Annotated in this window: 22 protein-coding genes and 2 tRNA genes; 20 read left to right on the top strand and 4 right to left on the bottom strand. The window is 60.1% G+C overall.

Annotated elements, in window-relative coordinates:
• Positions 1 to 86: 86 nt before the first annotated feature.
• Positions 87 to 491: a YybH family protein gene (locus tag D6Z24_RS19150; protein WP_129128224.1), complete on the top strand. Its 405-nt coding sequence runs from the start codon at positions 87 to 89 to the stop codon at positions 489 to 491.
• A 118-nt stretch (positions 492 to 609) separates the two neighbouring features.
• Here D6Z24_RS19150 and ycaC read toward each other — a convergent pair whose 3' ends face one another.
• Entirely contained in the window at positions 610 to 1,236 is a 627-nt protein-coding gene (gene ycaC / locus D6Z24_RS19145; protein ID WP_129128223.1) for an isochorismate family cysteine hydrolase YcaC, read from the bottom strand.
• Between the two features lie 254 nt (positions 1,237 to 1,490).
• Between ycaC and D6Z24_RS19140 the strand changes: the two genes are divergently transcribed.
• The gene (locus tag D6Z24_RS19140) at positions 1,491 to 2,444 is read left to right on the top strand and encodes a homocysteine S-methyltransferase family protein (protein WP_129128222.1); all 954 of its coding nucleotides are present in this window, start codon (positions 1,491 to 1,493) and stop codon (positions 2,442 to 2,444) included.
• A gap of 465 nt (positions 2,445 to 2,909) precedes the next feature.
• On the opposite strand, the gene D6Z24_RS19135 is transcribed toward D6Z24_RS19140, so the two are convergent.
• Positions 2,910 to 3,518 (bottom strand): hypothetical protein, encoded by a 609-nt coding sequence (locus D6Z24_RS19135; protein ID WP_129128221.1) that lies wholly within the window; start codon positions 3,516 to 3,518, stop codon positions 2,910 to 2,912.
• A gap of 223 nt (positions 3,519 to 3,741) precedes the next feature.
• Between D6Z24_RS19135 and D6Z24_RS19130 the strand changes: the two genes are divergently transcribed.
• The 12 genes from D6Z24_RS19130 (at position 3,742) to D6Z24_RS19075 (ending at position 18,947) form a co-directional block, all read left to right on the top strand.
• On the top strand, positions 3,742 to 5,052 hold the full coding sequence (locus D6Z24_RS19130) for a cytochrome ubiquinol oxidase subunit I (RefSeq protein ID WP_129128220.1): 1,311 nt from the start codon (positions 3,742 to 3,744) through the stop codon (positions 5,050 to 5,052).
• On the top strand, positions 5,045 to 6,085 hold the full coding sequence (locus D6Z24_RS19125; protein WP_129128219.1) for a cytochrome d ubiquinol oxidase subunit II: 1,041 nt from the start codon (positions 5,045 to 5,047) through the stop codon (positions 6,083 to 6,085). Before D6Z24_RS19130 ends, D6Z24_RS19125 begins: the two co-directional genes overlap by 8 nt.
• Before the next feature lie 69 nt (positions 6,086 to 6,154).
• On the top strand, positions 6,155 to 6,400 hold the full coding sequence (locus D6Z24_RS19120; protein WP_129128218.1) for a hypothetical protein: 246 nt from the start codon (positions 6,155 to 6,157) through the stop codon (positions 6,398 to 6,400).
• 652 nt (positions 6,401 to 7,052) lie between these two features.
• Positions 7,053 to 9,530, top strand: a complete 2,478-nt coding sequence (locus D6Z24_RS19115) for an AMP-binding protein (RefSeq protein ID WP_129128217.1) — start codon at positions 7,053 to 7,055, stop codon at positions 9,528 to 9,530.
• Positions 9,531 to 9,558: 28 nt separating this feature from the next.
• A complete protein-coding gene (locus D6Z24_RS19110) occupies positions 9,559 to 10,803 on the top strand; it encodes a spinster family MFS transporter (protein ID WP_129128216.1) in 1,245 nt (414 codons plus the stop codon).
• 287 nt (positions 10,804 to 11,090) lie between these two features.
• Complete coding sequence (locus D6Z24_RS19105; RefSeq protein WP_246014734.1) at positions 11,091 to 11,792, top strand: outer membrane lipoprotein LolB; 702 nt, start codon at positions 11,091 to 11,093, stop codon at positions 11,790 to 11,792.
• 269 nt (positions 11,793 to 12,061) lie between these two features.
• The gene (locus D6Z24_RS19100; RefSeq protein ID WP_129128215.1) at positions 12,062 to 12,346 is read left to right on the top strand and encodes a hypothetical protein; all 285 of its coding nucleotides are present in this window, start codon (positions 12,062 to 12,064) and stop codon (positions 12,344 to 12,346) included.
• A gap of 117 nt (positions 12,347 to 12,463) precedes the next feature.
• Positions 12,464 to 13,528: an AI-2E family transporter gene (locus D6Z24_RS19095; protein ID WP_129128214.1), complete on the top strand. Its 1,065-nt coding sequence runs from the start codon at positions 12,464 to 12,466 to the stop codon at positions 13,526 to 13,528.
• Positions 13,529 to 13,566: 38 nt separating this feature from the next.
• Positions 13,567 to 14,484 carry a hypothetical protein gene (locus tag D6Z24_RS19090; protein ID WP_198419591.1) on the top strand — a complete coding sequence of 306 codons (918 nt, stop codon included), beginning with the start codon at positions 13,567 to 13,569 and terminating at the stop codon, positions 14,482 to 14,484.
• 47 nt (positions 14,485 to 14,531) lie between these two features.
• Positions 14,532 to 15,230, top strand: a complete 699-nt coding sequence (locus D6Z24_RS19085; RefSeq protein ID WP_129128213.1) for an ABC transporter ATP-binding protein — start codon at positions 14,532 to 14,534, stop codon at positions 15,228 to 15,230.
• Complete coding sequence (locus tag D6Z24_RS19080) at positions 15,227 to 17,761, top strand: ABC transporter permease (protein ID WP_129128212.1); 2,535 nt, start codon at positions 15,227 to 15,229, stop codon at positions 17,759 to 17,761. The genes D6Z24_RS19085 and D6Z24_RS19080 overlap by 4 nt, the downstream gene beginning before the upstream one ends.
• 1 nt (position 17,762) lies before the next feature.
• Positions 17,763 to 18,947, top strand: coding sequence for a lipocalin-like domain-containing protein (locus D6Z24_RS19075; RefSeq protein ID WP_129128211.1), 1,185 nt, complete (start codon positions 17,763 to 17,765; stop codon positions 18,945 to 18,947).
• Between the two features lie 85 nt (positions 18,948 to 19,032).
• On the opposite strand, the gene D6Z24_RS19070 is transcribed toward D6Z24_RS19075, so the two are convergent.
• A tRNA-Ala gene (locus D6Z24_RS19070) sits at positions 19,033 to 19,108 on the bottom strand.
• 434 nt (positions 19,109 to 19,542) lie between these two features.
• Between D6Z24_RS19070 and D6Z24_RS19065 the strand changes: the two genes are divergently transcribed.
• The 6 genes from D6Z24_RS19065 to D6Z24_RS21725 all read left to right on the top strand — a co-directional run bounded on the left by D6Z24_RS19065 (position 19,543) and on the right by D6Z24_RS21725 (position 26,461).
• Positions 19,543 to 22,464 carry an EAL domain-containing protein gene (locus D6Z24_RS19065; protein ID WP_162605192.1) on the top strand — a complete coding sequence of 974 codons (2,922 nt, stop codon included), beginning with the start codon at positions 19,543 to 19,545 and terminating at the stop codon, positions 22,462 to 22,464.
• A gap of 117 nt (positions 22,465 to 22,581) precedes the next feature.
• Positions 22,582 to 22,668 (top strand) — tRNA-Leu (locus D6Z24_RS19060).
• Positions 22,669 to 23,016: 348 nt separating this feature from the next.
• Positions 23,017 to 23,658 carry a hypothetical protein gene (locus tag D6Z24_RS19055; protein WP_129128209.1) on the top strand — a complete coding sequence of 214 codons (642 nt, stop codon included), beginning with the start codon at positions 23,017 to 23,019 and terminating at the stop codon, positions 23,656 to 23,658.
• 107 nt (positions 23,659 to 23,765) lie between these two features.
• Entirely contained in the window at positions 23,766 to 25,466 is a 1,701-nt protein-coding gene (locus D6Z24_RS19050; RefSeq protein WP_129128208.1) for an Ig-like domain-containing protein, read from the top strand.
• 17 nt (positions 25,467 to 25,483) lie between these two features.
• Entirely contained in the window at positions 25,484 to 26,134 is a 651-nt protein-coding gene (locus D6Z24_RS19045) for an outer membrane beta-barrel protein (RefSeq protein ID WP_129128207.1), read from the top strand.
• A gap of 159 nt (positions 26,135 to 26,293) precedes the next feature.
• The gene (locus tag D6Z24_RS21725) at positions 26,294 to 26,461 is read left to right on the top strand and encodes a hypothetical protein (protein ID WP_198419590.1); all 168 of its coding nucleotides are present in this window, start codon (positions 26,294 to 26,296) and stop codon (positions 26,459 to 26,461) included.
• 46 nt (positions 26,462 to 26,507) lie between these two features.
• On the opposite strand, the gene D6Z24_RS19040 is transcribed toward D6Z24_RS21725, so the two are convergent.
• Positions 26,508 to 26,629: transposase (locus tag D6Z24_RS19040; protein ID WP_162605112.1), on the bottom strand; the 122-nt coding region annotated here is incomplete at its 5' end.

Here is a 26,629-nt window from a genome sequence, read left to right as displayed (position 1 = left end):
GCATGTGGTAAGAACAAGACCAACCCGCCCCCACAGAGGCGGGTTTTTTATTTCCCGCTTCCTTATTACAACGATGGAGCCAACAGATGCCTGAACATGAGTTGAGAAGTGTTATCGAAGCCGCAGACCATGCCATAAACTGCGAGAACCTGGACGCCCTGATGGAGTTCTACGCCGAAGACGCCACGCTGGTCGTGCAGCCAGGGATGCACGCAACGGGAAAACAGAAGATCCGCGAAGCTTTTGCCGCGATTTTCGATTATTTTGGTCATTCGCTGGCGGTAAGGCAAGGTGGGATGGTGTTTGTCGAAGGGAGCGGGACGGCACTGGTTCTCGCCCGGACGCTCCTGAATGGAACAAAGGACGGGCAGTCCTTCGACATTGAGCGGCACGCTACTTACGTGTTCAAACAGGACACGCAAGGGAGGTGGCTCTGCACTATCGACAACTCTTACGGGACGGACCTGCTTGCTCACACGGGCGCTGTTTGATTGGGGACGCCCCTGACTTCATGTGTCTTCCTAGCGGAAGAAACGCATGAAGTCAGGAGGGGAATCGTCTACCCGTCATTCAATTAGGGTGCTCATGCACGCCTCGCACTCTTGCTTCTCATTTTCCTTCTACTTTGGCCAGATAGCTCGTGATCAGGTTCCGGTAGTTCGGGATGTGGTTGGAGAAAAGGTTGCCCAGCCCCTCGATGTCGTTGCGCCAATCGCGATGGAGCTCGCAGGCTACGCCGAACCAGTTCATGAGTTGGACGCCGGCGGCCGCCATGCGCGCCCATGCCGCGTGCCGCGTCACCTCGTTGAAGGTGCCTGAAGCGTCTGTTACTACGAACACTTCATACCCGGCTTCTATCGCCGAAAGAGCGGGAAAGGCGACGCAGACCTCGGTCACTACTCCGGCCATGATAAGTTGCCTGCAACCGGTGTCCTTCACCGCCTTCACGAAGTCTTCGTTATCCCATGCGTTGATCTGCCCGGGACGCGGGATATATGGCGCGTTGGCGAAGGTCTCCTTGAGCTCCGGGACCAGCGGACCGTTGGGGCCGCTCTCGAAGCTGGTGGTAAGGATAGTCGGAAGTTTGAAGTATTTGGCGCAGTCGGCCAGCGCGAGCACGTTGTTCTTGAACTCTCCCGGGGAGAAATCCTGAACCAGGGAGATGAGACCTGACTGGTGATCGATGAGGAGCACTGCGGCGCTATCCTTCGACAGTTTCGCGTATTTGTTGCCCATGGTATTCCTCCTTTGCGTGCCAGGAGTCCCGAGGTACCTACTCCAAGCATGCTCACGCAATTTTAGATCCGGCGGTGAGGAGGTCAAGGAACGTAACTAAACGATACAGGGGAGGCGTGTAGTTAGGTAATATATGTATGAGCAGAGGGACACCTTTGAAATGGCGCAATGTCACTCATTGCCATAGACACGGGAGAAACGCATAAGATACTGTCGTTATACGTTTTTCGAAGACGGGAGAAGGGAGAGAGACGATGAACAGCATCGACACCATGCTGAGCCGATACCCTTTCATTCTCGGTGAGGGGGCCGTAATCGAGCGTCTGCGCCGCATGAAGGGGCTTGAGCTTGATCCCTTTGTCGTCAACTCGGCTTTCATCTACGACGAAGAAAAGCGGAGAGCGCTGGAGGGGATCTGCCGGGAGTACCTCGACATCGGCTGCCAGGCTGGACTGCCTCTTCTCATGTCCACGCCGACGTGGCGGGCGAGTAGGGAACGGATCGCCGGGGCCGGCCTCGAGGGCACCGACCTGAACGGCGACAACGCGGCCTTTCTGGAAGGTTTGAGGCAGAGCTACCAGGGATACGCCGACAAGATCCTCATCTGCGGGTTGATGAGTTGTAAAGGTGACGCCTACCGTCCTGACGAGGCTCTCCCGGTAAACCAGGCGGCGGAATATCATGCGTGGCAGGCGGAAAAGCTCGCGGCGACGAAGGTTGACTTTCTCTTGGCGGCCACGCTGCCTGCTCTGAGTGAAGCAACCGGCCTTGCCCTGGCTCTGGCGAAGACAGGAAAACCTTACATGGTGAGTTTCGTGGTCCGACCGACAGGCACCCTCCTCGATGGAACGCCGCTTAAGGAGGCCATAGCGGCGATAGACGCCGTAGCCGATCCCAAACCGCTTGCGTTCATGATCAATTGCACCCATGTCAGCTTCGCCAGATCTGCCTTACTCCATGAAACCAACTCGTCTGCTGAAGTTCGCCGTCGCATCATCGGCCTTCTCGCAAACACTGCGGCTCTCAGCCCGGAAGATTTGGACAACTGCTCTTCTCTCGTTGAAGAGGCCCCGGAGGCATTCGGGGCATCGGTGGCCGCCATGGGCATGGAACTCGGGCTCAAGATACTTGGCGGGTGCTGCGGCACAGATGCCCGCCACCTGTCTGCTCTGGCCGCACGTCTGCAGTCTCCCACTTCCTCATCCTGATATCTAATATCTGATCATCCCATTGGGGAGCGACGCATGCGATTCAGAAACGACGAATCCATTTCAGAAACGACGAATCCATTTCAGAAACGACGAATCCATTTCAGAAACGACGAATCCATTTCAGAAACGACGAATCCATTTCAGAAACGACGAATCCATTTCAGAAACGACGAATCCATTTTCAGAAACGAAGAATCCGTTTCAGAAACGACGAATCCGTTTCGGAAATGACGAATCCGTTTCGGAAACGATGAATCCGTTTCAGAAATGACGAATCGGTTTCAGAAACGACGAATAAATTTCAGAAATGACGAATCTGAACCAAGTTCTTGGATGTCGACAGGTGATTATGATCTACCAGTTGGCTTGAGAGGTTGACGTAACCAAGGTGGTGGGGGCTTCCGATTTGAAGGTGATGCCTGCACGCCCCCTTCGAGCGGAGAGGGGGCGTGCAGGAAGTTGTCACACGGGTGGTAAGATGACCATGTTCGACCAAGGCCCTAACTCATTGCCTCTTTTACACCTTAGCTTCAAATAGTTGGTCAGCGTTCTGTTTAAGCCCCTGAGATACATCTTTTGGCAGGTAGTTGACCACATCAACAGACTCCAATTAGCTTCTACGCCGGGCTCTCCTGTACAGAACCATATCTCGTGCCCCTTTGATCCCGGCATTTTGGTAAATGAGCAGTAGGGCTGTCCATTCCTGTCGTAAAGTATCCTCAGATCTTTGGCCGCAGCCAATGCCGAGCCGGCGGTGGACGACTTCTGATGTGGCCCCTCTGGCTTTTCATACACGGTGGGGTCAATGACACTCACAGCTTTACGGATTGCCATGATTACGGACATTGCTAGCTCCAATTCGCGACGAGCCTCTTCACACTCTTTTACCTTCTCCGGATCCCCTTTGTAAAATCCCGTGATGCTTCTCTCGAAACGGTTATGCAACACATCATAACTTTCTGAGGTTGGGAACAGTGACACCAGGTAGTCGCGCACTTGGGGCGTATATGCCTGACGCACCTCCTCCGACATCGCTACCATCTCCGGATGTGGAACATTGTTGTGTGGCATGGCCGACCTCCTTTATGAAATGGCTGTTTTTGTTGGAGCAGGCTAACCTTAGCACCCTTTCCCTGCTCCGCAAACATTCCAAGTCAACGCTGATGCTCCGCGTCCCGCAGTTGCTTGACAAACCTCTTTGAATCCCCAAACTTGGAAAGTTTAAAAAAATATGGGGCGAGCGCGCATCGGGCGCACAGCAGATGCCGACGCACGTCACTTCACTGGGGACCTTATGGACAACCTGCTTGCTGCACGTGCCCTGATGGGCGCTTCGCTTGCCTTCCACATCGTCTACGCGACCATCGGTATCGGCCTGCCGCTTATGCTCATGCTGGCCGAGGGGCTGGCGCTGAAAACCGGCGATGATGCATGGCATCGCCTCGCCAGGGGCTGGATCCGACCCGCCGGGGTCCTCTTCGCCATCGGCGCCGTATCCGGGACGATCCTCTCCTTCGAACTCGGGCTCCTCTGGCCACAGTTCATGGCCTTCAGCGGCCCCATGATCGGCCTTGCCTTTTCCATGGAGGGGTTCGCCTTCTTCACCGAGGCGATCTTTCTCGCCCTGTATATATACGGAGAAGAGCGGCTATCCAGGCGTGCGCTGTTTCTTTGCACCATCCCCCTCACTCTCGCCTCGGCTGTATCGGCTGTATTCGTCATCAGCGCCAACGGTTGGATGAACACCCCCGCCGGGTTCCAGATGATCGACGGCGCTCCCGCGAACGTCCAGCCGATGCGCGCCTTCTTAAACCAGGCTTGGCTGCACCAGGCCGTCCATGGCACCCTGGCCGCTTACGTTGCGACCGCCTTTGCCGTGGCCGGTTTTTATGCGGTGGCGCTGTTGAAGGGTAGGGGAGAGGCGGATGGGAAAAAAGCACTTTCCCTTTCTCTTTCCTTAGCCCTGGTGGCGGCGCCGCTCATGCTGGTAACCGGAGACTGGGCCGCGGACGCCGTGGCGGAAAACCAGGGTGCGAAGCTTGCCGCCATGGAGGCGCACTTCAAGACCTCGGCCGCTGCACCGCTCATCATCGGCGGCTGGCCCGATCCGGAAACTGCAACGGTATCTTACGCGATCAGGATCCCGAAACTTTTGAGCTTCCTCGCACACCAGGACCCGGATGCCGTGGTGCAGGGACTCGACGCGTTCCCCCAGGGGACGACGCCGGACCCGCGCCTGGTGCACCCGTTTTTCGACCTGATGGTCGGCTCATTCTTCGTCATGGCGCTCGCGTTGATCTGGTACTGGTGGCCGCGCTGGAGAAGAAAAGAGACGGAGCCGGGACGGGCGCAGTTGAAGTGCGTCGCTTTTGCCGCCCCCTTCGGCATCATCGCACTTGAAAGCGGCTGGATGGTCACCGAATTCGGCAGGCAGCCATGGGTGGTGAAGGGATACCTGCGCACCTCGCAGGCGGTCACCCCGAACGACGGGCTCCTACTGGTGTTCGCCACCTTTCTCTTCGTCTACCTTGCCCTTACCGTTGGGATCATGAGGCTGCTGCAGCGGCAGCCTAAGGAAACGGGCGGGGAGGTGTCTCATGACTGATCCAGTAACGCTTGCCGCGATGGTTCTGGTGGTCGCACTCATGCTCTACGCCCTGTTCGGAGGAGCCGATTTCGGAGGAGGGATTTGGACCGCGCTCGCCTTCGGTCCCCGCGCGCGTGAGCAGCGCGAGGCGCTTTTCAACGCGATCGGTCCCGTATGGGAGACGAACCACGTGTGGCTCATCTTCATCGTGGTGACGCTCTTCACCGCCTTCCCCTCCGGATTCGCCGCCATGTTCATAGCGCTCATGCCGCCTCTCGTTCTCGCCCTGATCGGCATAAACTTCCGGGGGGCGGCCTTCGCCTTTCGCCATTACGGCCGGGAAACCGGGAGAGATGTCCCGCTGAGCGCAAGCGTTTTCGAGATCGCGAGCGTACTTACCCCCTTCACCCTGGGGATGGCCGTTTCCGCGACTGCTTCGGGAACCATCACCATCAACTACGGCGTCACGGCAACGGGCACCGCAGTATGGCTCACCCCCTTCACCATCATGGGCGGGGTGATCGGGCTTGCCATATGCGCCTATCTCGCCCCCGTCTACATGACGGTGCGGGTGGCGCCACCGCTTCAGAACGACTTCAGGGATGCGGCTATCGCTGCGGGTGTCGCGCTGGGGGTGGCAACCGCGGCCATGATTCCGTTCGCCCTGCGTTACGCCCCCCGTTTCAGCCAAAGGCTTCTCGAGTCCTGGCCCATGCTTTTCGTCGTGCTTGCCGTGTTTGCCGGAGTCGGGACCCAACTCCTTTTGCTATGGCGCAGGTACAGGTGGGCGCAGGTCGCCGCCGCAGCCACCGTCGTTCTCACCCTGTCGGGCTTTGCCGCTGCGCTCGCCCCGGATCTCATCCTGGGCGAGATGACCCTTGAGGCAGCCGCAGCCCCCAGGTCGTCACTGGTCGCCTATCTCACGATACTTCCTTTCGGAGCCCTGATACTTATCCCCTCGCTCGCCTTCCTCTACTGGACGTTTCGAGGGGAGCCGTCCTCGACGCTCCCTCCTGCCGGGGCCGAAAGTGATAGTCCTGAAAAGATGTGAAAAATCTAATCGTCATGGTAAGCTGATCTGGGCTTTTGCCCGAATCCCTCTGAAAAAAGGAGTGCAACCATGAAAAAGCTGCTTCTGGTCGTTACGGCGGTCTCCTTGGCCCTCGCCTCCGGGTGTGCGTCCAGGGAGGGGAGTGCGGTCGGCGGTGCCCTTGGTGGGGCCGCGGTCGGGGTCGGTGCGTACGAGTACAGCGCGCACCGGCAGATGAAACAGGTGGAGGACGACTACAAGGCGGGAAGGATCGACAGAAAAGAGTACGAGATTCGCAAGAACCAGATAGAGAAGGGGTCCATCCTGCAGAGGTAGCCTCCTTTGCAGGTTCGCGCCTGAGCCGCCCTATTAATGGGGCGGCTTTTTTGTGGCTGTGAAAATCAAATCCCCCCTTGCCCCCCTTCGCAAAGGGGGGGACGTTTTGCCATTTTCCTACTTCGTGGCAACCATGATGGCAGTAGTCACATCGTTCCTACGCTCCAGCGTGGGAACGCAAAGCCTCGGACGCTCCGGCGTCTGCTTAGGGACGCTGGAGCGTCCCTAACGTGCGTTCCCACGGAGGACCGTAGGAACGATCTCAAATGTGTCACCCATGTCCCCGGTCTATACACCCTTCGCAAAGGGGGGAACGTGATGCCCGGCTCACTGCTGAGAGACGGAACTATACATGCTTCCAATGTATTTTCTGAAGAACCTTCGCCAAGAGGGGGACGCTGGGAGCGTTTCAACTGCGCTCCTCGGTTGAAAACAGAAGTAAGACGTTTCGGATTGGCATTCGAGCCTGGTTCGGTTAAACTCGCAACCCATTCCGCCGGCTGTTGCCAAAGTGCACTCAGCATGTGACAATGCTCCTGACGCACCATCAAACACCGTACCTGCTTTAGCGGCACCGTAAGCGCCACCTGCCGCACTTTCCCGATCCCTATTCCCGGTTCAGGAGAAGCGGTTGCCTACGGAGGAGTCGGATATGAGGACTCTGGTAGATCTCTTTCATAGCTTTGCACCGCTCGGCGACAAGACGGCGTTCATCAACCGTACCGGCGTGCGTCGTTTCGCCGTTTCCTACCGCGAACTGTCGGATCTCTCGCTCAGAATGGCGAACCTGCTTGCGCAACGCGGCGTCGCCCCGGGCGACCGGGTGCTGCTTTGGGGACCGAACTCCTCCTGGTGGGGTGTCGCCTACTGGGGCATCATAATGCGCGGCGCGATCGCCGTTCCCGTCGACTTCATGTCGGACCGGGCGCGCGCCGAGTCGATCCTTGGCCTCACGAAGGCCCGGCTCGTACTGCAAAGCCGCTTCAAACCTGAGCGTCTCGACGTCCCGGATGCGCTGTTCCTCGAGGATCTCCAGTACCTTCTGCTGGAGGTCGCCCCGTACCCTGATGTCGTGCATCCCGAACCGGACGACATCGCGCAGCTCATATACACCTCCGGTACCACCGGGAACCCGAAGGGGGTCATCCTGACCCACAGGAACCTGGTCGCCAACATGGTGCAGATAAACGAGGGGGTTCCCATCATCACCCCCGACTTCTCGTTTCTGTCGCTTCTTCCCCTTTCGCACATGTTCGAGCAGATGGGGGGATTCTTCACGCCGCTTTACCGGGGTGCCACTGTGATCTACCCGCGCACGCTGAAGCCTTCCGCCATTATGGAGGCGCTCGGGGAGGAGGACGTCTACGTCATCATGTCGGTGCCGCGCCTGATGCAGCTTCTGAAAAGCTCCATCGAGCGCGAGCTTGCCGAGAAGAAACTCGACGGTGTTTTCGCCTGGCTGGCCGGTAAGGCGCAGCGGCTTTCCAATGGGGCGCGTAAAAAGCTCTTCTTCCCGGTGCACAAGAAGTTCGGCGGCAACTTCACCGTATTCGTTTCCGGCGGGGCGCCCCTCGATCCGGACGTCTTCCGCTTCTGGGACGCCATGGGCTTCACCGTACTCGAGGGGTACGGGCTGTCCGAGTGCTCGCCGGTTCTTTGCGTCAACACCATCGACCGTCAGGTGGCCGGTTCCGTAGGACCGCCTCTGCCCGGCGTGGAGCTTCGCCTCGACGGGAAGGAGGTGGTGGTAAAAGGCGACAACGTCTTCCCCGGCTACTACCAGAACGAGGAGGCGAGCCGCGCCGCCTTCACCGAGGATGGCTGGTTCAAAACCGGCGACCTGGGGGAGATCGCCCCGGACGGGTGGCTCACCATCAAGGGGAGGGAAAAAGAGCTCATCGTCACCGGCGGCGGGGTGAACGTCTACCCCGACGAGCTGGAGGGGGTGCTTAACAAGGTTCCGGGAGTGAAGGAATCGTGCGTCATCGGCCTCGACCGCGGTGCCGGCGAGGAAGTGCACGCCGTTTTGCTGCTCGACGACAGCGGGAGACGGCCCGAAGAGATCCTTGCCGAAGCGAACGGGAAGCTCGACTCGCTGCACCAGATCACCGGATACACCATCTGGAACGAACCGGAGTTCCCTAAGACCACCACGCTGAAGATCAGGAAGTTCCAGGTCAAGGAGCACGTGAAAAAAGGGGGTGCCGAGGGGGGCGGCGGTGCGAGCCGGGACCACCTCGTGAACCTGCTCGCCAAGGTGACCGGCGCCGATCCGGAACAGATCAAGGAGGAGTCCCTGCTGGTCGCGGACCTGGGCCTCACCTCGATCGGGCGGCTGGAACTGGTGAACTACCTTGAGCAGGAGTTCCGCCTGGACATCGAGGACTCCCAGATCGGGCCGCAGACCCGCGTCTCCGAATTACGCCGCATCATCTCCCGTCGCGAGAAGGGAGATCATCGCGGCCACTACCGTTTCTGGACCAACTCCGCACCGGTCCGCGCACTGCGCATGATCGGGGACGCCCTGATAAACTACCCGCTCTTCCGCCTGTTTGCGAAGGTTGAGGTGCAGGGCGGGGAAAACCTCGCAAGGCTCGACGGGCCGGTGATCATGGTGGCCAACCACCTGGGCTACTTCGACCAGCCGTCGCTCATGTTTGCGCTCCCGCGTAAGATCCGCTACCGCACCGCGACGGCAGCTTGGGAGGAGTTCTTCTTCGATGATTACCGTGGCTTTGAACGCGTATGGCGGCGCCTTGCCTACCAGTACGGCACCATGTTTCTGAACCTTTTCCCGCTGCCTCAAACGGGCGGTTTCTCCGGTGCGGTGAAATACATGGGGAAACTGGCCGACAGCGGTCTGAACACCCTGATCTTTCCCGAGGGGGGACACTCCCCGGACGGAACCATGAAGGAGTTCCAGCTGGGCCTAGGGATCATCGCCAAGGAGCTCGGCATCCCGGTCCTCCCGGTCAAAATCAGCGGCACAGACAGGATCCTTCCGCCGCACCAGGCGAGCCTGCCCCGGCGCGGCACGGTGACGGTCACCTTCGGAAAGCCGCTCCAGTTCCGTTTCGAGGAGCCCGCCGAGATCGTGGCCCGCGCCCAAAAAGCTGTGGCTGAACTTTGATGCAATGATGTGACGGAGGTTTTTCTTGATGAAGTTGTCCATATCCCCTGCCTATCGCCGCTACGCCCTGGGACTTCTCCTCGCGGTGAATCTGCTCAACTACATCGACCGGCAGGTCCTCTTCGCGGTTTTCCCCCTGATAAAGGCCGATTTCGGCATAACCGACACGGAGCTTGGTTTTCTCGGCAGCGCCTTCATGCTGAGCTACATGTGCCTCGCACCCTTGTTCGGCTGGCTCGGCGACCACTGGAACCGGGTGCGCCTCGCCTCGACCGGTGTCGTCATCTGGAGCTTCGCCACCATCCTCGCCGGTTTCGCCCCCGGGTATCGTTCGCTCCTCGCGGCACGCGCCACCGTCGGGGTAGGGGAGGCGAGCTTCGGAACGGTCTCCCCCGGGCTCATCGCCGACTTTTTCGAGAAGGAGAAACGCGGCAGCGTCCTGTCCTGGTTCTACGTCGCCATCCCCGTGGGGAGCGCCCTCGGATACCTCATGGGCGGTGTGCTGGGCCAGCGTTTCGGCTGGCACTACGCATTTCTCATGGTGGGGCTTCCAGGGCTTTTGGTCGCCTTGCCGCTTTGGTTTCTGCGCGCCCCGGAGCGCCGGGTCGATCCGGATGCTACGGGAGCCGAAAAAGGGATTGGCGCCTACCTGCAGCTCTTCCACAACCGCTCTTTTGTCACCAACACCCTTGCCATGGCGGCGATGACCTTCGCCATCGGCGGGCTCGCCCAGTGGATCCCTACCTTCTTGTTCCGCACCCACGCGCTGAACGTGGAGAAGGCGAACCTGATGTTCGGTGCGACGACCGTGGTGGCCGGCATTCTCGGCACCCTGGTCGGCGGGGTCTTAGGGGACCGCTGGCAGAAGAAAAGCAGCAAGGGGTACCTGCTTGTTTCAGGCTGGGGGTTCTTCATCGGCGCCCCCTTTGCCGCCTGGGCCATAATGGCGCCGGGCGTCCCCGCCTGCATGGCGGCCATATTCGTCGCCGAGTTTTTCCTCTTTCTGAACACCGGTCCGCTGAACACGGTAATCATCAACGTGACGAACCCCGCGGTGCGCGCCATGGCCTTCGCGGTGAACATCTTCTTCATCCATGCCCTGGGAGATGCGGTCTCCCCGTCGATCCTCGGCTGGTTCTCCGATCTCTGGGGGCTTAGAAACGCGCTTTTGACCACGCCGCTGGTCATGGCGCTGGCGGGCGTTTTCTGCTTCATCTGCGGCCGGTTCGTGGCGGAGGATATGGCGCAGGCCGAGCCGCCGGAGGTTGGGTGAGGCGGGAGCGCCTTTCGTTCTGATCCACTAAGGCTACTTTTGCTTTAACTGTTTTTAGAGACCGCCGCACTATCAAACAATCAAATCCCCCCTGTCCCCCCTTCGCCAAGGCTACGTGGGGCAGGCTCCCCCTTCGCAAAGGGGGGGACGCTTGGGCAACTTTCCCCTTCGTAAAAAGGGGGGTGCGCTTGGGCAGCTTTGTGCTCGTGTGGGAGCAGGCACATGTTTCTTCTGGAACACTGGAGGAACCTTGCAAAGGGGGGCGTGGGATACTGGAGAGGTTTATCGTGAACATCGTGTACCGCCGCACCGTTGGACGTATCTTCATTCTTTCACTGCTTGCCGTGCAGCTTTTCGGCTGTGCGACGGCTCCAAAGCCGATCACGGGGCTCATCCCGGGGCGTAGCGTCGAGACGCTGCAGTCATCGGTCAGCATCAGCGCTTCTTCGGCAGGACGCAGCAGCGCAGGGCGCGGGTATCTCATCTACCAGGCCCCCGACCTCTACCACTTGGCCATCCTTTCCCCCTTCGGCCAGACCATACTCGAGGCCTTCGGCGGGAACGACCGCTTCACCTGCGTGGTCCCCTCCCGCCAGTTGGCCTATACGGGAGCCCTCTCGGAACTTCCCGAGGCGAGCGCGCTTAAAAGCATACAGCTCCTCAGATGGGTGATGGCTCCTGCTCCCGTGCCGCTTCCGGCTCCTCCCCGATACACCATGACCGACGCCGGGACGACCTACTATTTCGATCAAACGGGGATGCTGGAGAAAAAGGTTTCCGCTTCGGGAAGCGAGGCGCGCTACGAAGGGTATCAGGCGGTGGAGGGAATCGCCTTTCCCGAAACCATCACCATCAGAGACGCTTCCGGCGCCGAGGCGCGCATCGTCTTCGATGAGCCGCAGTTGAACGCGCCGATCGAGGCGGGGGTGTTGCGCCCGGATCTGACCGGGATGACGGTGCTGCCGCTGACCGATTTCCGGGCGATGTGATCCCACCAGGTTGACCGTGGCCGGTTCTTTGCCATAATTGAGCGTTCCTTTTATCGCTCATTGAACTTCGGTGTGCTTTTTGACGTGAGAATCGACTGGATTTGCCGCTCTTGCCGCTGGATTTGTCGAAGCGTTCAAAAACAAACTTTTAATTATTTCTCTCCCTTGCTATGCTTACTGACACAAGGACGATGCAAAGAAAGCAGACCGAACGCTTCCAGGCAACCTGATTCAGCTTGAACGGCAGCACATCTTTTAGGAGTCCCGTCATGACACACGCACGCCTTATCACCCTAGCGCTCATTCTTTCCTCACTTCCCGCCTGCACCCTTTATGAAACAAAGCAGGCACCCGCAAACCAGGTGGCACAGCCGAAGGAACTCGCAGTACCGGTGGGGAAAAACTGGAAAGTGACCGAAGAGGCGCCCGCCCTCGGCAACGAGCGTAACGAGCGTCCTTCTTTCCAGACGGAGCAGTCGGTGCAGCCTGAAGGGGTGCAGCGTCCGGCGGCACCGACCGACGAGAAGGGGCGCAAAATAGAGACCACACGCTGAGGCCCGTTTGATGACGCGCCGCAGCCGGGCACACCGACCTGCGGCGCGAACGTCCACGCGGCGTTTCCCGATTTTCCTCGCAGTCCCGACACTACCTGCACCTTCAAAGGGAGACCGATGGATAGAAAAACTTACCTAAGCATCCTGGCGGCGTTGGCCACGGCAGGCGCCATCGTTCTCCTCGTGCTGCTCGCCGCTCCCGTCCTGAAGCCCATCGTCTGGGCGCTCATCATCGGCATCGCCACCATGCCTCACTACCATCGGCTGCTGCGTCTTTCAAACGGACGCGAAGGGCGCTCCGCGGGACTCATGGTGCTTGCGGTCGCGGTCTGCTTCGTTCTGCCGGTAACCGCACTCGTGGTGACCGCCGCCGTCCACGCCCCGGACTGGTACCAGCAGGCGGAGCAGCTTTTCAGCACCATCGCAAGGAGCGGGAGCACCGCCATAGGCCAATTCCCCTTCGCCCAGAAGATCATGGCACTTGTCGACCGTTTCGGCATCGATATGGCCGCCATCGGCGGCAAGATCGCCTCCAGCAGTTCCGGCATCATCCTGGGGCTTGCCGGGGATCTCGCGCGCAACATGATGAGCTTCTTAGGTACCCTGCTCATCGCCCTGTTCATCCTCTTCTTCGTCTACCGCGACGGCGACCGGGTCGTTTCCATCTGCATCGGCAGGCTCGCCCCCGATCCCCGCAAGGCGCAGCAGTTCGCCGGCGAAGTCCGCTCCATCACCACCGCGGTCGTTGTCGGCACCGTACTTACCTGCGCCTCGCAAGGGGTTCTTGCAGGATTGGGGTACTGGGCGGCCGGCGTCCCCGCACCGATCTTTTTCGGGACCCTCACCGCGATTGCCGCTCTGGTACCCGTTGTAGGCACCGGTGTAGTCTGGGTCCCGGTAGCGGCCTTCCTGGCGCTCGGCGGATCCTATCTGGCGGCCGCGCTCCTCGCGGGATGGTGCATTCTCTTCGTCGGTTTTGCCGACAACGCCATTCGTCCCCTCGCCATCGGCGCCTCAAGCGACATCTCCACGCTCGCCGTGGTTCTCGGTGCTCTCTGCGGGGCGGTCAGCATGGGTATTTTGGGGCTGATCGTCGGCCCGGTGATCTTCGCCGTTCTTTTCTCCATGTGGGATGACGCGGTTTCCGAAGTGGAGGCGGCTGACCAGGGTGGGATACCGTGATGCGGGGTGCGGCTGAGAGCGGCAAAGGAGGGCGGCACATGGGTAGGGGCGGACGTTTTCAACGTGTTTGCTTCGTCGCAGTCGTCTTGTTCGTCGTCGTTCTCCTGTACGGGACAGTCTGGGCTGCGGACACGGAACAAGCAGGGGAGCACGCGCTCCTCGCCAAGTACGGCGAGATCAAGGCGAAGCTGGACAAGAACCAGTTCGGCGCACCCATCTTCCTCGAGTCGAAGGAGGGGCATGATTCGGTTCGGGTGGACATGTACGGCGTCTTCCATTTCCCCTTCGAGATGGTGCGCGACGCGTTGCAGTCCCCGGCCGCTTGGTGCGAGATCACTCCGCTGCATATCAACATCAAGGCGTGCATCTACCGCAAGGTGAAGCAGAATGCCCAGCTGACCCTCTACAGCGGGCGCAAGTACTTCCAGCCCCCCTCCGACGCCTACCCGCTGAAGCTTGCCTTCAAGGTAGCGGCGAGCCAGCCCCAGTACCTCGACCTGAACCTCGTGGGGGACGAAGGGCCGCTCGGGACGAAGGACCACCGGATCGGGGTCCAGGCGGTGCCGCTCGACGGGCAGGGGACTTTCCTCCATTTCAGCTACACCTACAGTCACGGAACCATGGCGCGCATGGCGATCAAGACCTACTTCGCGACTCTCGGGCGCGACAAGGTCGGCTTCACCATGGTGGGGCAGGACGGGAAGCAGGAGTACATCGAGGGGGTGCGCGGCGCGGTGGAAAGAAACACCATGCGCTACTACCTCGCGCTGCAGACCTACCTGGAAACCTTGAAGTATCCCGAGAAGGAGCGCTTCGAGCAGCGCCTCAGCCGCTGGTACGACCTGACCGCCAAATACCCCCGTCAGCTGAAGGAGATCGACAAACCGGCTTACCTCAGCAACAAGCGTCTGGAGCGGGCACAGCAGGAGGCCCTCCAGTCCAAAGAGGGGAACTGAGCGGGAGCGGGCCGGCATGCTTTAACGCGGCCCCGGGGATGAGTGTGATGGCGGAACCGATTGTTGAACTGCAGGGGATCGGCAAGAGCTTCGTCGAGGGGGACCGCGAGCGCGTGGTCTTTCGCGACGCGCAGCTCGCCATCACGCCCGGCGAGTGGGTCTTTCTCCTGGGGCGGAGCGGTTCCGGGAAATCGACCCTTTTAAACCTGCTAAGCGGCATCGATCTCCCCGACCGCGGTGAAATCCTGATCGAGGGAAGGGCGCTGAACCGCATGAGCGAGCGGGAACGCACCCTTTTCCGCCGCTACCACATCGGCTTCGTCTTTCAGTTCTACAACCTGATCCCGACCCTCACCGTACTCGAGAACATCCTTCTTCCCCTCGAACTTTCCGGTCAACTCACCGACTTGCACAAGACCCGGGCCCGCGAGCTCCTCGGCGCCGTAGGCCTTGCCGACCGGGCGGGCGCCTTCCCGGATCGTCTCTCCGGCGGAGAGCAGCAGCGCGTCGCCGTGGCCCGGGCCCTCGTGCACGAACCGAAACTCGTGCTTGCGGATGAACCCACGGGAAACCTGGACGCGGAGACTGGGCGCCAGGTGCTTGATCTTTTCCAGCGTCTGCTCAGGCCTTCGGGGACCACGCTCGTTCTCGTGACGCACAGCGGCGAGGTGGCGACCCTGGCCGACCGCGTCCTCACCATCAGAAACGGAGTGCTGGTCGAGGCCGAGGCGGGAGCCGGGTCATGATCCTTTGGCGTGCCGGGATGCGCAACGTGATGCGGCACCCCTGGCTTGCCGTCCTCGCCGTGCTAGGGGTCGCCCTCGGCGTAGCGGTAGTTACCGCGGTGGACCGCGCCAACGAGTCCGCCCAGCGCGCCTTCCGCATCGCCGCCGAGACCGTCGCCGGGCGCGCGACGCATCAGATCGTGGGCGGCCCGACCGGGCTTCCCGAAGAGCTCTACCGTCGCCTCCGCGTCGAGCTTCATTTGCGCGGTGCGGCTCCCGTCGTGACCGGCCACCTGCAGATCTCAGGCGTCACCTTCCAACTGATCGGTATCGATCCCTTCTCCGAGCCGCCCATCCGCTCCTTCTCCTCACGCTTCACCGACAAGGGCGTCCTCACCGACCTGATGACCAACCCCGGTGCGGTGCTCATGCTGCGCGAGACTGCCTCCGAGCGCCGTTTGACGCGCGGGGCCAGTTTCCCTGCCGCGGTGGCCGGGGTCAGGCGCGAACTCCACCTCGCCGGGTTCCTCGAGCCTCCCGACCGGGTGAGCCGCGCCGCGCTCGCCTCGGTGCTCGTCTGCGACATCGCTACCGCCCAGGAACTGTCGGGACAGATAGGGCGCCTCTCCCGCATCGACCTGGTGGTTCCGGAAGGGGAGGGGGGAGAGGCGATGCTCCGTCAAGTGCGTTCCCTGCTCCCGGCCGGGGCGGGCATCGTCCCAGCCGGTGCGAAGGCCGGTGCCCTGGACCGGCTGACGCGCTCCTTCAGGCTCAACCTGACCGCGATGAGCCTCCTCGCCCTCGTCGTCGGGATGTTCCTGATCTACAACACCATGACCTTCTCGGTGATCCGCAGGCGGCGCCTTATCGGCATGCTGCGCGCCCTGGGCGTGAGCCGCGCCGAGGTCTTCACCATGATCTGCGTAGAGGCTCTCGTCATCGGCGCAGCCGGTACCCTGGTCGGCCTCTTCGCGGGGTTCCTGCTCGGCTCGGAGCTGACCAGGCTGGTCACCAGGACTATCAACGACCTCTATTTCGTCACCGAGGTGCGCGGTGCGCCGCTTCTGCCCGCTACGCTCGTCAAGGGCGCCCTGCTCGGCGTGGTAGCCACCCTCGCAGCGGCGATCCCGGCAGCGCTGGAGGCGACTTCCGCACCGCCGCGTGCCGTGCTTTCCCGTTCCGTGGTCGAGTCGCGTCAAAGAAAAAGGGTGCCGCGTGCGGCCGCCTTCGGTACCTTTTTGCTCCTTTGCGGCGGCGCTCTTCTGCTTTTCGAGCGCGGGGGGATCGTCGGCGGCTTCGTCGGGCTCTTCATCCTCATCATCGGGTACACGCTGCTCGTTCCCGCAGCCGTACTGCTCATCACCTCGCTGCTTCTCCCCGTGGTCACCCCCTTTCTCGGCTCCATCGGCAAGATGGCTGCACGCGGCGTGGCGGCTTCACTTTCCCGTACCGGGGTCGCGACGGCGGCGCTCGTCGTGGCGGTCGCGGCCGGAATCGGCGTCGGCATCATGGTGGGAGGCTTCCGTCTCACGGTGCAAAACTGGCTGCACGATTGGCTGCAGGCCGATATCTACCTCACCTCGGCCGACCGCGGCGGCGGACGCTACCGCCCACCGCTCGACCCCGCCCTGGTGCGCCGCCTCTTGTCGATGAGGGACAAGGCCCAGGTGACCCTTTCGCGGCGCGTACTGATCGAAGGTGCGCAAGGTGGTACCGAGGTATTCTCCGTCGAGGTGCCTGAACATACCTTCGCGCGTTATCCGTTCAAAAAGGGAGATCCCGCGCAGATATGGGGGCGCTACAGTCGCGGAGAGGCGGTTCTCGTATCCGAGCCTTACAGCTACCGTCATAAAGTGGGACCCGGAGACGGCGTCACCCTTCGCACCGCCCGCGGTCCGAAGCGCTTTCCGATCGCCGGCATCATCTACGACTACGGAAGCGATGCGGGCATCGTCATCATGAGTCGACGCGCCTACGTGGACAACTTCAAGGACGAAAGCGTGGACGGCATGTCCTTTACCGCCCGCGACGGGATGCACCCGGATCAACTGCGGGCCATGGTTCTTGAACAGGTGCGGGGTGAGGAAGTGACCGTGATCTCGAACGGCGAACTGCGCCGGGCGACCGTGGAGATTTTCGACCGTACCTTTGCCATAACGGGCGTTTTGCGCATGCTCACCATGCTGGTCGCCTTCGTCGGGATACTATCGGCCCTCATGGCGATGCAGGTGGAAAGGGCACGGGAGCTTGCCGTGATGCGTGCGGTGGGGCTCACTCCGGGGCAGGTCTGGGGGGTGGTTTGCGGCGAAACGGCCATCATCGGCGCCATCGCAGGCGTTCTGTCCTTGCCGCTTGGCATCATCGAGGCGCTGGTGCTCATCTACGTGATCAACCTGCGCTCCTTCGGATGGACCATGCAGGTCGCCGTGACGCCGCGCCAGCTCGCGGAAGCGCTCCTTCTTTCCCTGAGCGCCGCCCTTATCGCCGGCATCTACCCTTCGCTGAGGATCGCCCGCACCTCACCCGCGCTTGCGCTCAAGGAGGAGGACTGACATGCGCCGCGACGCCGGAGGTTTCAACGTCTGGTGGAAGTGGGCCTTTTGCTCCGCTCTCCTCGCACTTGTGACGCTTCTCGTCCTTCTTCAGGTACGGCACCGGACCGGGGGGGCGCTTCAGGAAGGTGGGCTCAGCGTGAGCCAGGCGCTCGGCGGGAGTGCCGACCCCGGTTACCTGCGAGCGGAGAAGCCGCGGCACTTCACGTTTCCGGCGGACCACGGGCCGCATCCGGGCTTCAGGAACGAATGGTGGTACTTCACCGGCAATCTGACCGGTGCCGACGGGCGCCGCTTCGGTTACCAGCTCACCTTCTTCTCCACCGCCCTCACGCCTCATGCCGCGAAAAGGGGGTCGGCCTGGGGTGCCAACGACGTTATCATGGCCCATTTCGCGGTCACGGACGTTAACGGGAAACGCTTTCATTTCGCCGAACGTTTCAGTCGTGCCGCGCTCGGGCTTGCCGGGGCCGCCGGAGCCCCCTTCTCCGTGCATCTGGAGGACTGGAGCGCGCGGCAGGTCAAGGCGCGTCCATGGGGCGTGCGCCTCAGCGCCGCGGACCGCGACATGGCCATCGATCTCGATCTCGCCGCCGGTAAGCCCGAGATCTTGAACGGGGAAGGGGGGCTCAGTCGGAAGAGCGCCACTCCGGGCAACGCCTCGTACTACTATTCCATTCCGAGACTGTCCACTGCCGGTGTCATACGCATAGGCGGCGAGCGCTTCACGGTGAACGGGCTTTCCTGGCTGGACCGGGAGTGGAGCACCTCCGCACTCGAGCAGGGGCAGGTCGGTTGGGACTGGTTCGCACTGCACCTTGAAGACGGCAGGGACCTCATGTTCTACCAGTTGCGGCGCAGCGACGGCAGCAGTGATCCCTTCTCAGGCGGTACGCTCGTGGCGGCCGCCGGCGGCACGAGGACGCTCAGGCGTGAAGAGGTGCAGCTCGAAGTCGTATCCTGGTGGAGGAGCCCCGAAACCGGTGCGCGCTATCCTGCACTTTGGAGGTTGCGGGTTCCCACGGCGAACCTCGCACTGGAGGTGGTGCCGAGGCTTCCGGACCAGGAGCTAAGAACAGGCTTTCGCTATTGGGAAGGGGCTGTGGCGGTCAGGGGACTAAAGGGAAGCCCGAACGGTTCCGGTTATCTGGAGATGACGGGTTATCGAAGCGGTGCTGGGCGATAAGGGGCAAGCCGGAAAGGACGGACGAAGGGTGAGATCACTGAAACGAAAAAAGGACCTAGGGGAAGCCCTAAGTCCTTGTAATTGATGGTGGAGCTGAACAGGATCGAACTGTCGACCTCTTGAATGCCATTCAAGCGCTCTCCCAACTGAGCTACAGCCCCATCTAAGGAGCCATGTTTATAGCAAACGGCGCATGGGGTGTCAATAGATAATTTCCCGCTGTCTGCAAAAAATAATTACATGTCCAGCCGCACTGGTCGCGGTTTCACGATGAAACTCCTCGTCGGGAACTCTGTGTGTGGGAGCGTCCGTGCGATGTGCCGTTTCCTCGAAGTTTAAGAGAATCCCGGCGCGCTAGGCATGCCCTTTACAGGTGTTCGAATCATTTATTTCGATTCTACCTATACAGTTACAGCAAATGCTGCCGATAAGAGCAGGTAACGTGCCGGTTGCATGCGTCGTGGTATTGCGCTAGTTTTGACCGGCAAGCTAAGCATCGGTCCTACAAATTCCCACCATGTGAAACAGTAGTCGTCCACAGACCCTTTCTCATGTTGCCGGCCGAACACTCTTAACACCCGGGAGACAGGCTGAGGTGAACCAACTGCAACAAATACTCTTCTTCAGAACAAGCAATGCCAACGTCATCAAAATCAGGGGGATGGTTACCGCCATTGTGTGGACCATCCTCATAGCCGGTGCGGCGACCTGGACGGCGCATCAGGCGCGTCGCCAGGCGCTCCAACTCGCGGAGACGGAGGCGAAGATCTCCCTCGCGAAGGACCTGGCGTTCAGGAAATGGGCCTCCAAACGCGGCAACATGTACCTGCTGCAAGGGCCGCTCGTCACCCCAAGCCCCTTTTTGAACCATGTCCCCGACCGCGACATAAAGAGCACGGAAGGGCACGGCCTGACCCTGAAAAATCCCGCGATGATCATGAACGAGATAACCGGGGAGGCGCCGCAACTCTACGGCGTTCGGACCAGGATCACCTCGCGGCTGTACCTGAACCCGGTGGACGCTCCGGACGCCTGGGAGCAGACCGCGCTTTTCATCGTCGAGGGGACGCGCGAGGATTACCACGGTCTCGTTACCATCGATGGGAAGCCGCATTTGCGCATGATGCAGCCCATGATCATGGAGCAATCATGCCTTAAATGCCACGCCTGGACCGGCATCAAAGTGGGAGATCTTCGTGGGGGGACCGACGTCTCCATTCCGCTTGAGCCGTTCTATGCGGCGGCGTGGGCGCAGACGCAAGGGGTCCTGGTGAGTTACGCGGCCCTCTGGCTTTTGGGTATAACCGCCATCGGGTTCATCACCCGGCGCACCATGGTTCTCGAAGTCGAGCGCTGCGACCGCGAGGGGCAGATGCGCGACAAGAACCTGCAGCTCGAGACCGAGGTGACCGAGCGAAAGAACCTCGAAAACGAACTGCGTAATTCCCACCGGCACCTGCTCAACATCATCGACTTCCTGCCCGATGCGACGCTCATCATCGACAGGGAAGGGCGCGTGGTGGTCTGGAGCCGGGAACTGGCAAGACTGACCGGTGTGCCGCCCGAAACCATGATGGGGAAGGGCGACTTCGAGTACGCTCTACCTTTCTATGGCCGGCGGCGGCCGATGCTGATCGACCTCGTTCTCAACCCGAACGTAGAGGTGGAGGAGCAGAACTACGAAGGTTTCACCCGTACCGGCGACATAGTGCACGGCGAGTGCTTCGCTCCGGGTCTTGGCAGCGATGCCGTCTATTTGACCTCCTCCGCCTGCGTGCTGCGCGACAGCAAGGGGGAGGTCGTCGGCGCCATCGAGTGCATCCGCGACACCTCCGATCAGATGAAGGCGCAACGACGGATCAAGCTGCTGGCGAAGATCTTCAATGAAAGCGGCGAAGCAATCGTCATTACCGACAGCGAGAACCGTATCATCGAGACCAACAGGGCCTTCGAGCAGTTCACCGGATACGTTCGGGATGAGGCACTCGGCAAGAACCCGAGGATCCTTAAATCCGGGGTGGAGGACAAGACTTTCTATGAAACGATGTGGCGTTCCATCCTGGAGACCAACTACTGGCAGGGGGAGATCTGGGACAAGCGCAAGGACGGCACCCTTTATCCCAAGTGGCTCACCATCACGGCGATACGCGGGCGGGGCAACCTGATCACCAACTACTTCGCCTCCTTCTCCGACATAACGCAGAGAAAAGAGGCCGAGCGGCGCATCGAGCAGCTTGCCCACACCGACACGCTCACCTCGCTTCCGAACCGGCACACCCTGGTCGAGAGGCTTTCCCAGGCCCTCGAGCAGGCGAAGCGCGGCTCGCACCAACTGGCCGTCTTCTTCGTCGACCTGGACCGCTTCAAGACCATCAACGACACGCTGGGGCACCACGTGGGGGACCTGCTGCTCAAGGAGGTGGCCGCAAGGCTCAAGAGCTCCTTGCGCGCGGAAGACATCGTGGCCCGTTTCGGCGGCGACGAATTCGTCGTGGTGCAGCCGCAGATCCGTTCGCAGATCGAGCCGGCGCATCTCGCCGAGAAGATCCTGCAGACCGTCTCCGCGCCGTACTTCCTCGACAACAACACGGTTTACACGAGCCCGAGCATCGGCATCAGCGTCTTCCCCCACGACGGCGCGTCGGTGTCGGAGCTCTTCAAGAACGCCGACATCGCCATGTACCACGCGAAGTCGGCGGGGAGGAACACCTACCAGATGTTCACCCGCGAGATGCACACCGCGGCGCGGCAGCGGCTCGCCATGGAGAACAACCTGCGCAGCGCCATCACCAACGACGAGTTCGTGCTGCATTACCAGCCGCAGGTGGAGGCGGCCACAGGCAAGGTCGTGGGCTTCGAGGCGCTGGTGCGCTGGCTTAGCCCGGAGGCGGGACTCGTTTCTCCGGAGCGCTTCATCTCCATTGCCGAGGAGACCGGCCTCATCCTCGAGATCGGCAGGCATGTCTTCGAGATGGCGTGCGAGCAGGCTGCGAAATGGAAGAAAGCCGCGGTGCCCTTCGAAAAGATCAGCGTCAATCTGTCGGCGCGGCAGCTGCAACAGCCGGAACTTCCCGAGATGCTTGCCGGCATCATGGCGCGCTACGAGGTTGAGCCGGGCATGATCGAGCTGGAAGTGACCGAGAGTATGACCATGGAGCGCCCGGTGGAGAGTATCAGGATCTTAGGCGTCCTGAAGAGCATGGGGATAGACCTTGCCATCGATGATTTCGGCACCGGGTATTCATCCCTTAGCTATCTGAAGCTCTTCCCGGTCGACAAACTGAAGATCGATCGTTCCTTCGTGAAGGATATCGAGGTGGACCCGGATGATGCGGCCATCGCCTCGGCGACCATCGCCATGGCCCATTCCCTGGGTAAAAAGGTGGTGGCGGAAGGTGTGGAAACCGCGGCACAACTTGAGTTTCTGGTGCAACACGGCTGCGACATCATACAGGGGTATCTTTTCAGCAAGCCTCTCTCAGCCGACGATGCCGTGGAGTACCTCCACACCCTTTGAGGGGTGGGGAAAGCAAAAGAAGTTGGTATTGCTGGCAAAGTGACTTGACCACACTTCTTTTTACTGATATAAGGTGGGTCTCTTTTTACAAGAGATATTAGAAACCGCTTCAAAAATGCCGGAGTGGTGAAATTGGTAGACGCACTGGACTCAAAATCCAGCGGGGGCAACCCCGTGTCGGTTCGACCCCGACCTCCGGCACCATACAACAGGACGACGGCTTAGCTCTTTGAGGGCTAAGCCGTTTTTTTGTATTTGCGGTAGGACATCCTGCGCCTTTAACCACAACCACTTCAGCGCTCCCTAAGTGCAATGCCTCACCCACAGTTCGCAAATCAGACGATATCGCAGCTATCTAATCTTCAAATCGGAATAACAAAACTTTTACATTGATCACCGTTAACCATGCATGTTAACCTGCCGCACGCCTGTAGGTACCCTCTGCGGGAGGCGCTCATGACTGGGGGGACACGGAAGGTTTTCGATGGAGGTTACCTGTGCCGCCAGCCATCGGGTGGTGCAGGCCTCTCAGCTCCGTTGAAAGGAATAACGATGAAGAAACCGTTGCTCATGTTTTTCTGTATTGCAATCCCTGCCTATCTCTTATCAAGCATTTTGGGTCTAGATGATTACCTTAACTTGCTTGGGCCGACAAAAGACATCATCAAAATAGTCCTTCTTGCAGGCTTTGTTTTCATCATGGTGGAGTTTTGGCGATCAGACACAACGGCCGACGACAAGTTATTTTGGACTGTAGGTACACTCTTATTTGTTCCCATAGCGCTACCACTGATGTACTTCAACAAATTTCAGGACAAAACAAGCCCAAAAGGATGTTGCACCTCCGGTACGGCAAGCACAGCCCAGGAGGATACTTCCACCTTGAATCAAGGTGATAACGAGATGCAAAAGGCCCTAAGACTGCCTCAAAAAGCTGCATACTTTTCCCTTTCTGCACCGTTGATTGCAGACTTCATCATATCTTTAACCAAAGAATCAATAAAAGTATCTAAAATTTCCTACATAGTTGTAAGTGTGACTTTAGTGTCAGTACTGGCCGCTGGTTTTGCTTATGGCATATACTCCCTGATTTATTCCAAGAGGCAAAAGAAAATACTCATACCGGCAACGATCGGCATTATCTGCCATTTGTTTATTGTCTACACTGCATATGCTGCGTTTAAAGAGCATTGAAATAAAGGTAAGTGGAAAAGAGAATGAAGGTAAAGCAAAGAAAAAGCCTAAAGTAAATTCTACAGTTGGTCCTAGCTATCAAACACCTATCCAATTCTGGAGGAAGCATGTTCAGGTTGATCTGTGCAGCGGTTGCCATCTTGCTGCTGTCTAGCTGCGGTACGGAGACCCCGACACGGCAGAATGATTTCACCCCGCTGACGTCGATCCAGATCGTCGCGGCTGCCCCGTCTATCGCGGTGAATACCTCCACGAAGCTTACGGTCATCGGCAACTTCTCGGGCCTCTTCACCCGCGACGTTACCAGTCAGGCGATTTGGTCGAGCACTGCACCGGCCGTGGCCAATTTCGTGACCCCGACGAGCCCGAGCCGCGTGACCGGTCTCGCCCCGGGACCCGCCGTCCTGACCGCGACCGTGGGAGGGCAATCGGCCACCTTCAACCTGATGGTGACCTCCGCCACGGTTTCGTTGATCACGATCACCCCCGCCACACCGTCGGTTCCACTGGGACAAAACGTCCAGTTTACGGCAACCGGCACCTTTTCGGACGGGACGACCCAGGACCTGACCTTCGACGCCACCTGGACTTCGAGCGACGCAACGGTAGCGACTGTCGGCGACACCGCCACCGACGAGGGGCTCGCCAAAACACTCAAAGCCGGCACGTCGACGATCAGTGCAGCCTTCCAAACGGCAAGCAACTCGACGCTCATGACCGTCACGGCGCCGGTCCTCCAGTCGATCGCCGTAACTCCTGCCAATCCGAAGGCCCTCAGCGCCTCCACCGAACAATTCACCGCCACCGGCACGTATTCCAACGGGACGAGCGCCGACATCACCAGCCAAGTCATCTGGAGTTCCTCGCAGACCGGCATCGCTACGATCGCCGCTACCGGGAAGGTCACGACCCTTACGCAGGGAGCTACCGTGATCAGCGCCGCCCTGAACGGCGTCACCGGAAACTCGAACCTCAAGGTGACCGGCGGGAACTTGACTGGGATCACCGTCACGCCCGCCAACCCGCGGCTGGTCCTCGGGACCACCGTGCAACTGAGTGCCAATGGCTTCTTCAGCAATGGGAGTTCACGCGACATCACTGGGGTGGTCGGGTGGTCGGTCGGCAGCCCGACCGTCGGCTCGGTATCCACTCCCGGGGGAGGCGTGGCGCTTCTAACCGCCAATGCTGTGACGGCGGCACCGACCACGCTAACGGCGACGTTCAACGCGGTGACCGGGAACATCAATCTGACGGTCGCCGCCCCCCTCCTTCAATCCCTCGCCATCTTCCCGGCGAGCCTCGACCTGGCCGTTGGAACCACCGGGCGCTTTACCGCGACCGCCACCTTCAGCGACGGTACGCAGCAGGACGTTACTTTGAACGCAAATTGGACAGCCAGCGCTGCCGGAATTGCCACGGTCGACAACACCGGCATTGTCAAAGGACGTGTCCACGGCGTCGCTTCCGGGAGCGCCACCGTCAACGCCGCATATGGCGGCCTTAGCGCCCCGACTGCGGCCATGATGACGGTTCGTGCACGCACGCTCACGGCCCTGACAGTCACCCCATCCCCTGCCACGATCGCTATCGGCAATCCTGTCGCGTTCACGGCAACGGCTGTCTACAGCGACGGCACGTCCCAGAATGTGACCGAGATCGCGACCTGGACGATCGACAACTTGAACATTGCTGCTTTCGCCGACAGCACTAACCAGCCGGGGCAGGTCGTCGGGATCGATACCAGCACGGCAGTCCTCACGGCCAGCTTCGGCGGCAAGAGCCAGACGGTCAATATCACAGTACACTAGGAAAGGTAATAGAACATATGAAGCGAATCTTCTTGATGATGATTGCCCTCTCCCTGTCGCTACTGATTTGCGGACCGGTCCGGGCGCAGCACATCGGCCCTTATGTGGGAGCTAATTTCGGGGTGAACCTGCTCATGGACGCCAAGGCAACCGATGAACTGGGGAACTTCAACATGAGCTACAGCCCGGCGCTGCAGTGGAGCGCCGTCGTGGGATGGGATCTGAAGCCGAATAGTTCCGTGGGGGAAGGGCGGGTCGAGCTCGAATACACCCGGCGGAGCAACTCGCTCGACTCCGTTGAGTTTGTTGAAGGGAAGGTGTCCGGGGGGGGCGACCTGACAGCGGACAGCCTGCTCCTCAACTGCATCGGCATGATCCGCGACGAGAGCAGCTGGTCTCCTTACATACTTATCGGTCTTGGTGCAGCCCGGCTCGACGCTTCCGGGCTGAAAGTTTCAGGTCAGCCCCTGAGCACGGATACGACGACCGTCTTTGCCTACCAGCTGGGGACCGGCGTCGATTACGCACTCACTGATGCGCTCAGTCTAGATTTCGGTTACCGCTTCTTCGGCACGACCGCGCCAACGTTTACCGAACCCGGCGGCCAGAGGTTCAAGACCGACTATTTCAGCCACAGTGTCGACGTCGGTCTGCGGGTGGGATTCTGAGCCTTCCTATCCCTCGCATCCACCCGCCCAGGATGGAAACTGCAATAAAAGAACGTCTGGTTTCTAAAGCCGCAGCGTTGGGCTTTGATACCAAAAAGTTGATATACGTTTCGCAGGATTGAATCCATTCAATGGATGTTTCGCTTAAGGAGCCTGAGCATGTTTGAAAATCAGTACAACGAAGAGATGGAAGCCGAGGTGAGAAGGCTGGAGGCCAAGAAGAGGGCGGAAGTGGCGGGGCACCCCGAGTGGGAGAATGCCTGTGATAGCTGCGGCTGCAGGATCGACGGGACCCTGGAACGTTACTGCACAGCCTGCCGGGGGTGAGCGTCCAGCAAAGAGCAAATCCCCCCCGTCCCCCCTTCGCAAAGGTTCATCCGGGAATTCCGGGAAATGCTGCTCTGATTTTGAGAAAGAAGTAGTCATGGTCCCGGTATCCATAGGCTACTCTTTTGATCACTTTGATCTTGTTGTTGATGCCTTCGAGGATGCCTG

It is taken from the genome of Geomonas oryzae, assembly GCF_004117875.1.
Taxonomy (GTDB): domain Bacteria; phylum Desulfobacterota; class Desulfuromonadia; order Geobacterales; family Geobacteraceae; genus Geomonas; species Geomonas oryzae.
The sequence above is the reverse complement of the archived record's forward strand: the minus strand, read 5'-3'. Positions and strand labels throughout refer to the sequence as shown.

What these genes read in the sequence shown, in the direction of transcription:
- D6Z24_RS19085 (WP_129128213.1), top strand. Translation starts at nt 14,532, where the DNA reads ATGGCGGAACCGATTGTTGAACTGCAGGGGATCGGCAAGAGCTTCGTC.
- D6Z24_RS19125 (WP_129128219.1), top strand. Translation starts at nt 5,045, where the DNA reads ATGACTGATCCAGTAACGCTTGCCGCGATGGTTCTGGTGGTCGCACTC.
- D6Z24_RS19075 (WP_129128211.1), top strand. Translation starts at nt 17,763, where the DNA reads ATGCGCCGCGACGCCGGAGGTTTCAACGTCTGGTGGAAGTGGGCCTTT.
- D6Z24_RS19130 (WP_129128220.1), top strand. Translation starts at nt 3,742, where the DNA reads ATGGACAACCTGCTTGCTGCACGTGCCCTGATGGGCGCTTCGCTTGCC.
- D6Z24_RS19120 (WP_129128218.1), top strand. Translation starts at nt 6,155, where the DNA reads ATGAAAAAGCTGCTTCTGGTCGTTACGGCGGTCTCCTTGGCCCTCGCC.
- D6Z24_RS21725 (WP_198419590.1), top strand. Translation starts at nt 26,294, where the DNA reads ATGTTTGAAAATCAGTACAACGAAGAGATGGAAGCCGAGGTGAGAAGG.
- D6Z24_RS19090 (WP_198419591.1), top strand. Translation starts at nt 13,567, where the DNA reads ATGGGTAGGGGCGGACGTTTTCAACGTGTTTGCTTCGTCGCAGTCGTC.
- D6Z24_RS19045 (WP_129128207.1), top strand. Translation starts at nt 25,484, where the DNA reads ATGAAGCGAATCTTCTTGATGATGATTGCCCTCTCCCTGTCGCTACTG.
- D6Z24_RS19080 (WP_129128212.1), top strand. Translation starts at nt 15,227, where the DNA reads ATGATCCTTTGGCGTGCCGGGATGCGCAACGTGATGCGGCACCCCTGG.
- D6Z24_RS19095 (WP_129128214.1), top strand. Translation starts at nt 12,464, where the DNA reads ATGGATAGAAAAACTTACCTAAGCATCCTGGCGGCGTTGGCCACGGCA.
- D6Z24_RS19050 (WP_129128208.1), top strand. Translation starts at nt 23,766, where the DNA reads ATGTTCAGGTTGATCTGTGCAGCGGTTGCCATCTTGCTGCTGTCTAGC.
- D6Z24_RS19135 (WP_129128221.1), bottom strand. Translation starts at nt 3,518, where the DNA reads ATGCCACACAACAATGTTCCACATCCGGAGATGGTAGCGATGTCGGAG.
- D6Z24_RS19110 (WP_129128216.1), top strand. Translation starts at nt 9,559, where the DNA reads ATGAAGTTGTCCATATCCCCTGCCTATCGCCGCTACGCCCTGGGACTT.
- ycaC (WP_129128223.1), bottom strand. Translation starts at nt 1,236, where the DNA reads ATGGGCAACAAATACGCGAAACTGTCGAAGGATAGCGCCGCAGTGCTC.
- D6Z24_RS19115 (WP_129128217.1), top strand. Translation starts at nt 7,053, where the DNA reads ATGAGGACTCTGGTAGATCTCTTTCATAGCTTTGCACCGCTCGGCGAC.
- D6Z24_RS19150 (WP_129128224.1), top strand. Translation starts at nt 87, where the DNA reads ATGCCTGAACATGAGTTGAGAAGTGTTATCGAAGCCGCAGACCATGCC.
- D6Z24_RS19055 (WP_129128209.1), top strand. Translation starts at nt 23,017, where the DNA reads ATGAAGAAACCGTTGCTCATGTTTTTCTGTATTGCAATCCCTGCCTAT.
- D6Z24_RS19140 (WP_129128222.1), top strand. Translation starts at nt 1,491, where the DNA reads ATGAACAGCATCGACACCATGCTGAGCCGATACCCTTTCATTCTCGGT.
- D6Z24_RS19100 (WP_129128215.1), top strand. Translation starts at nt 12,062, where the DNA reads ATGACACACGCACGCCTTATCACCCTAGCGCTCATTCTTTCCTCACTT.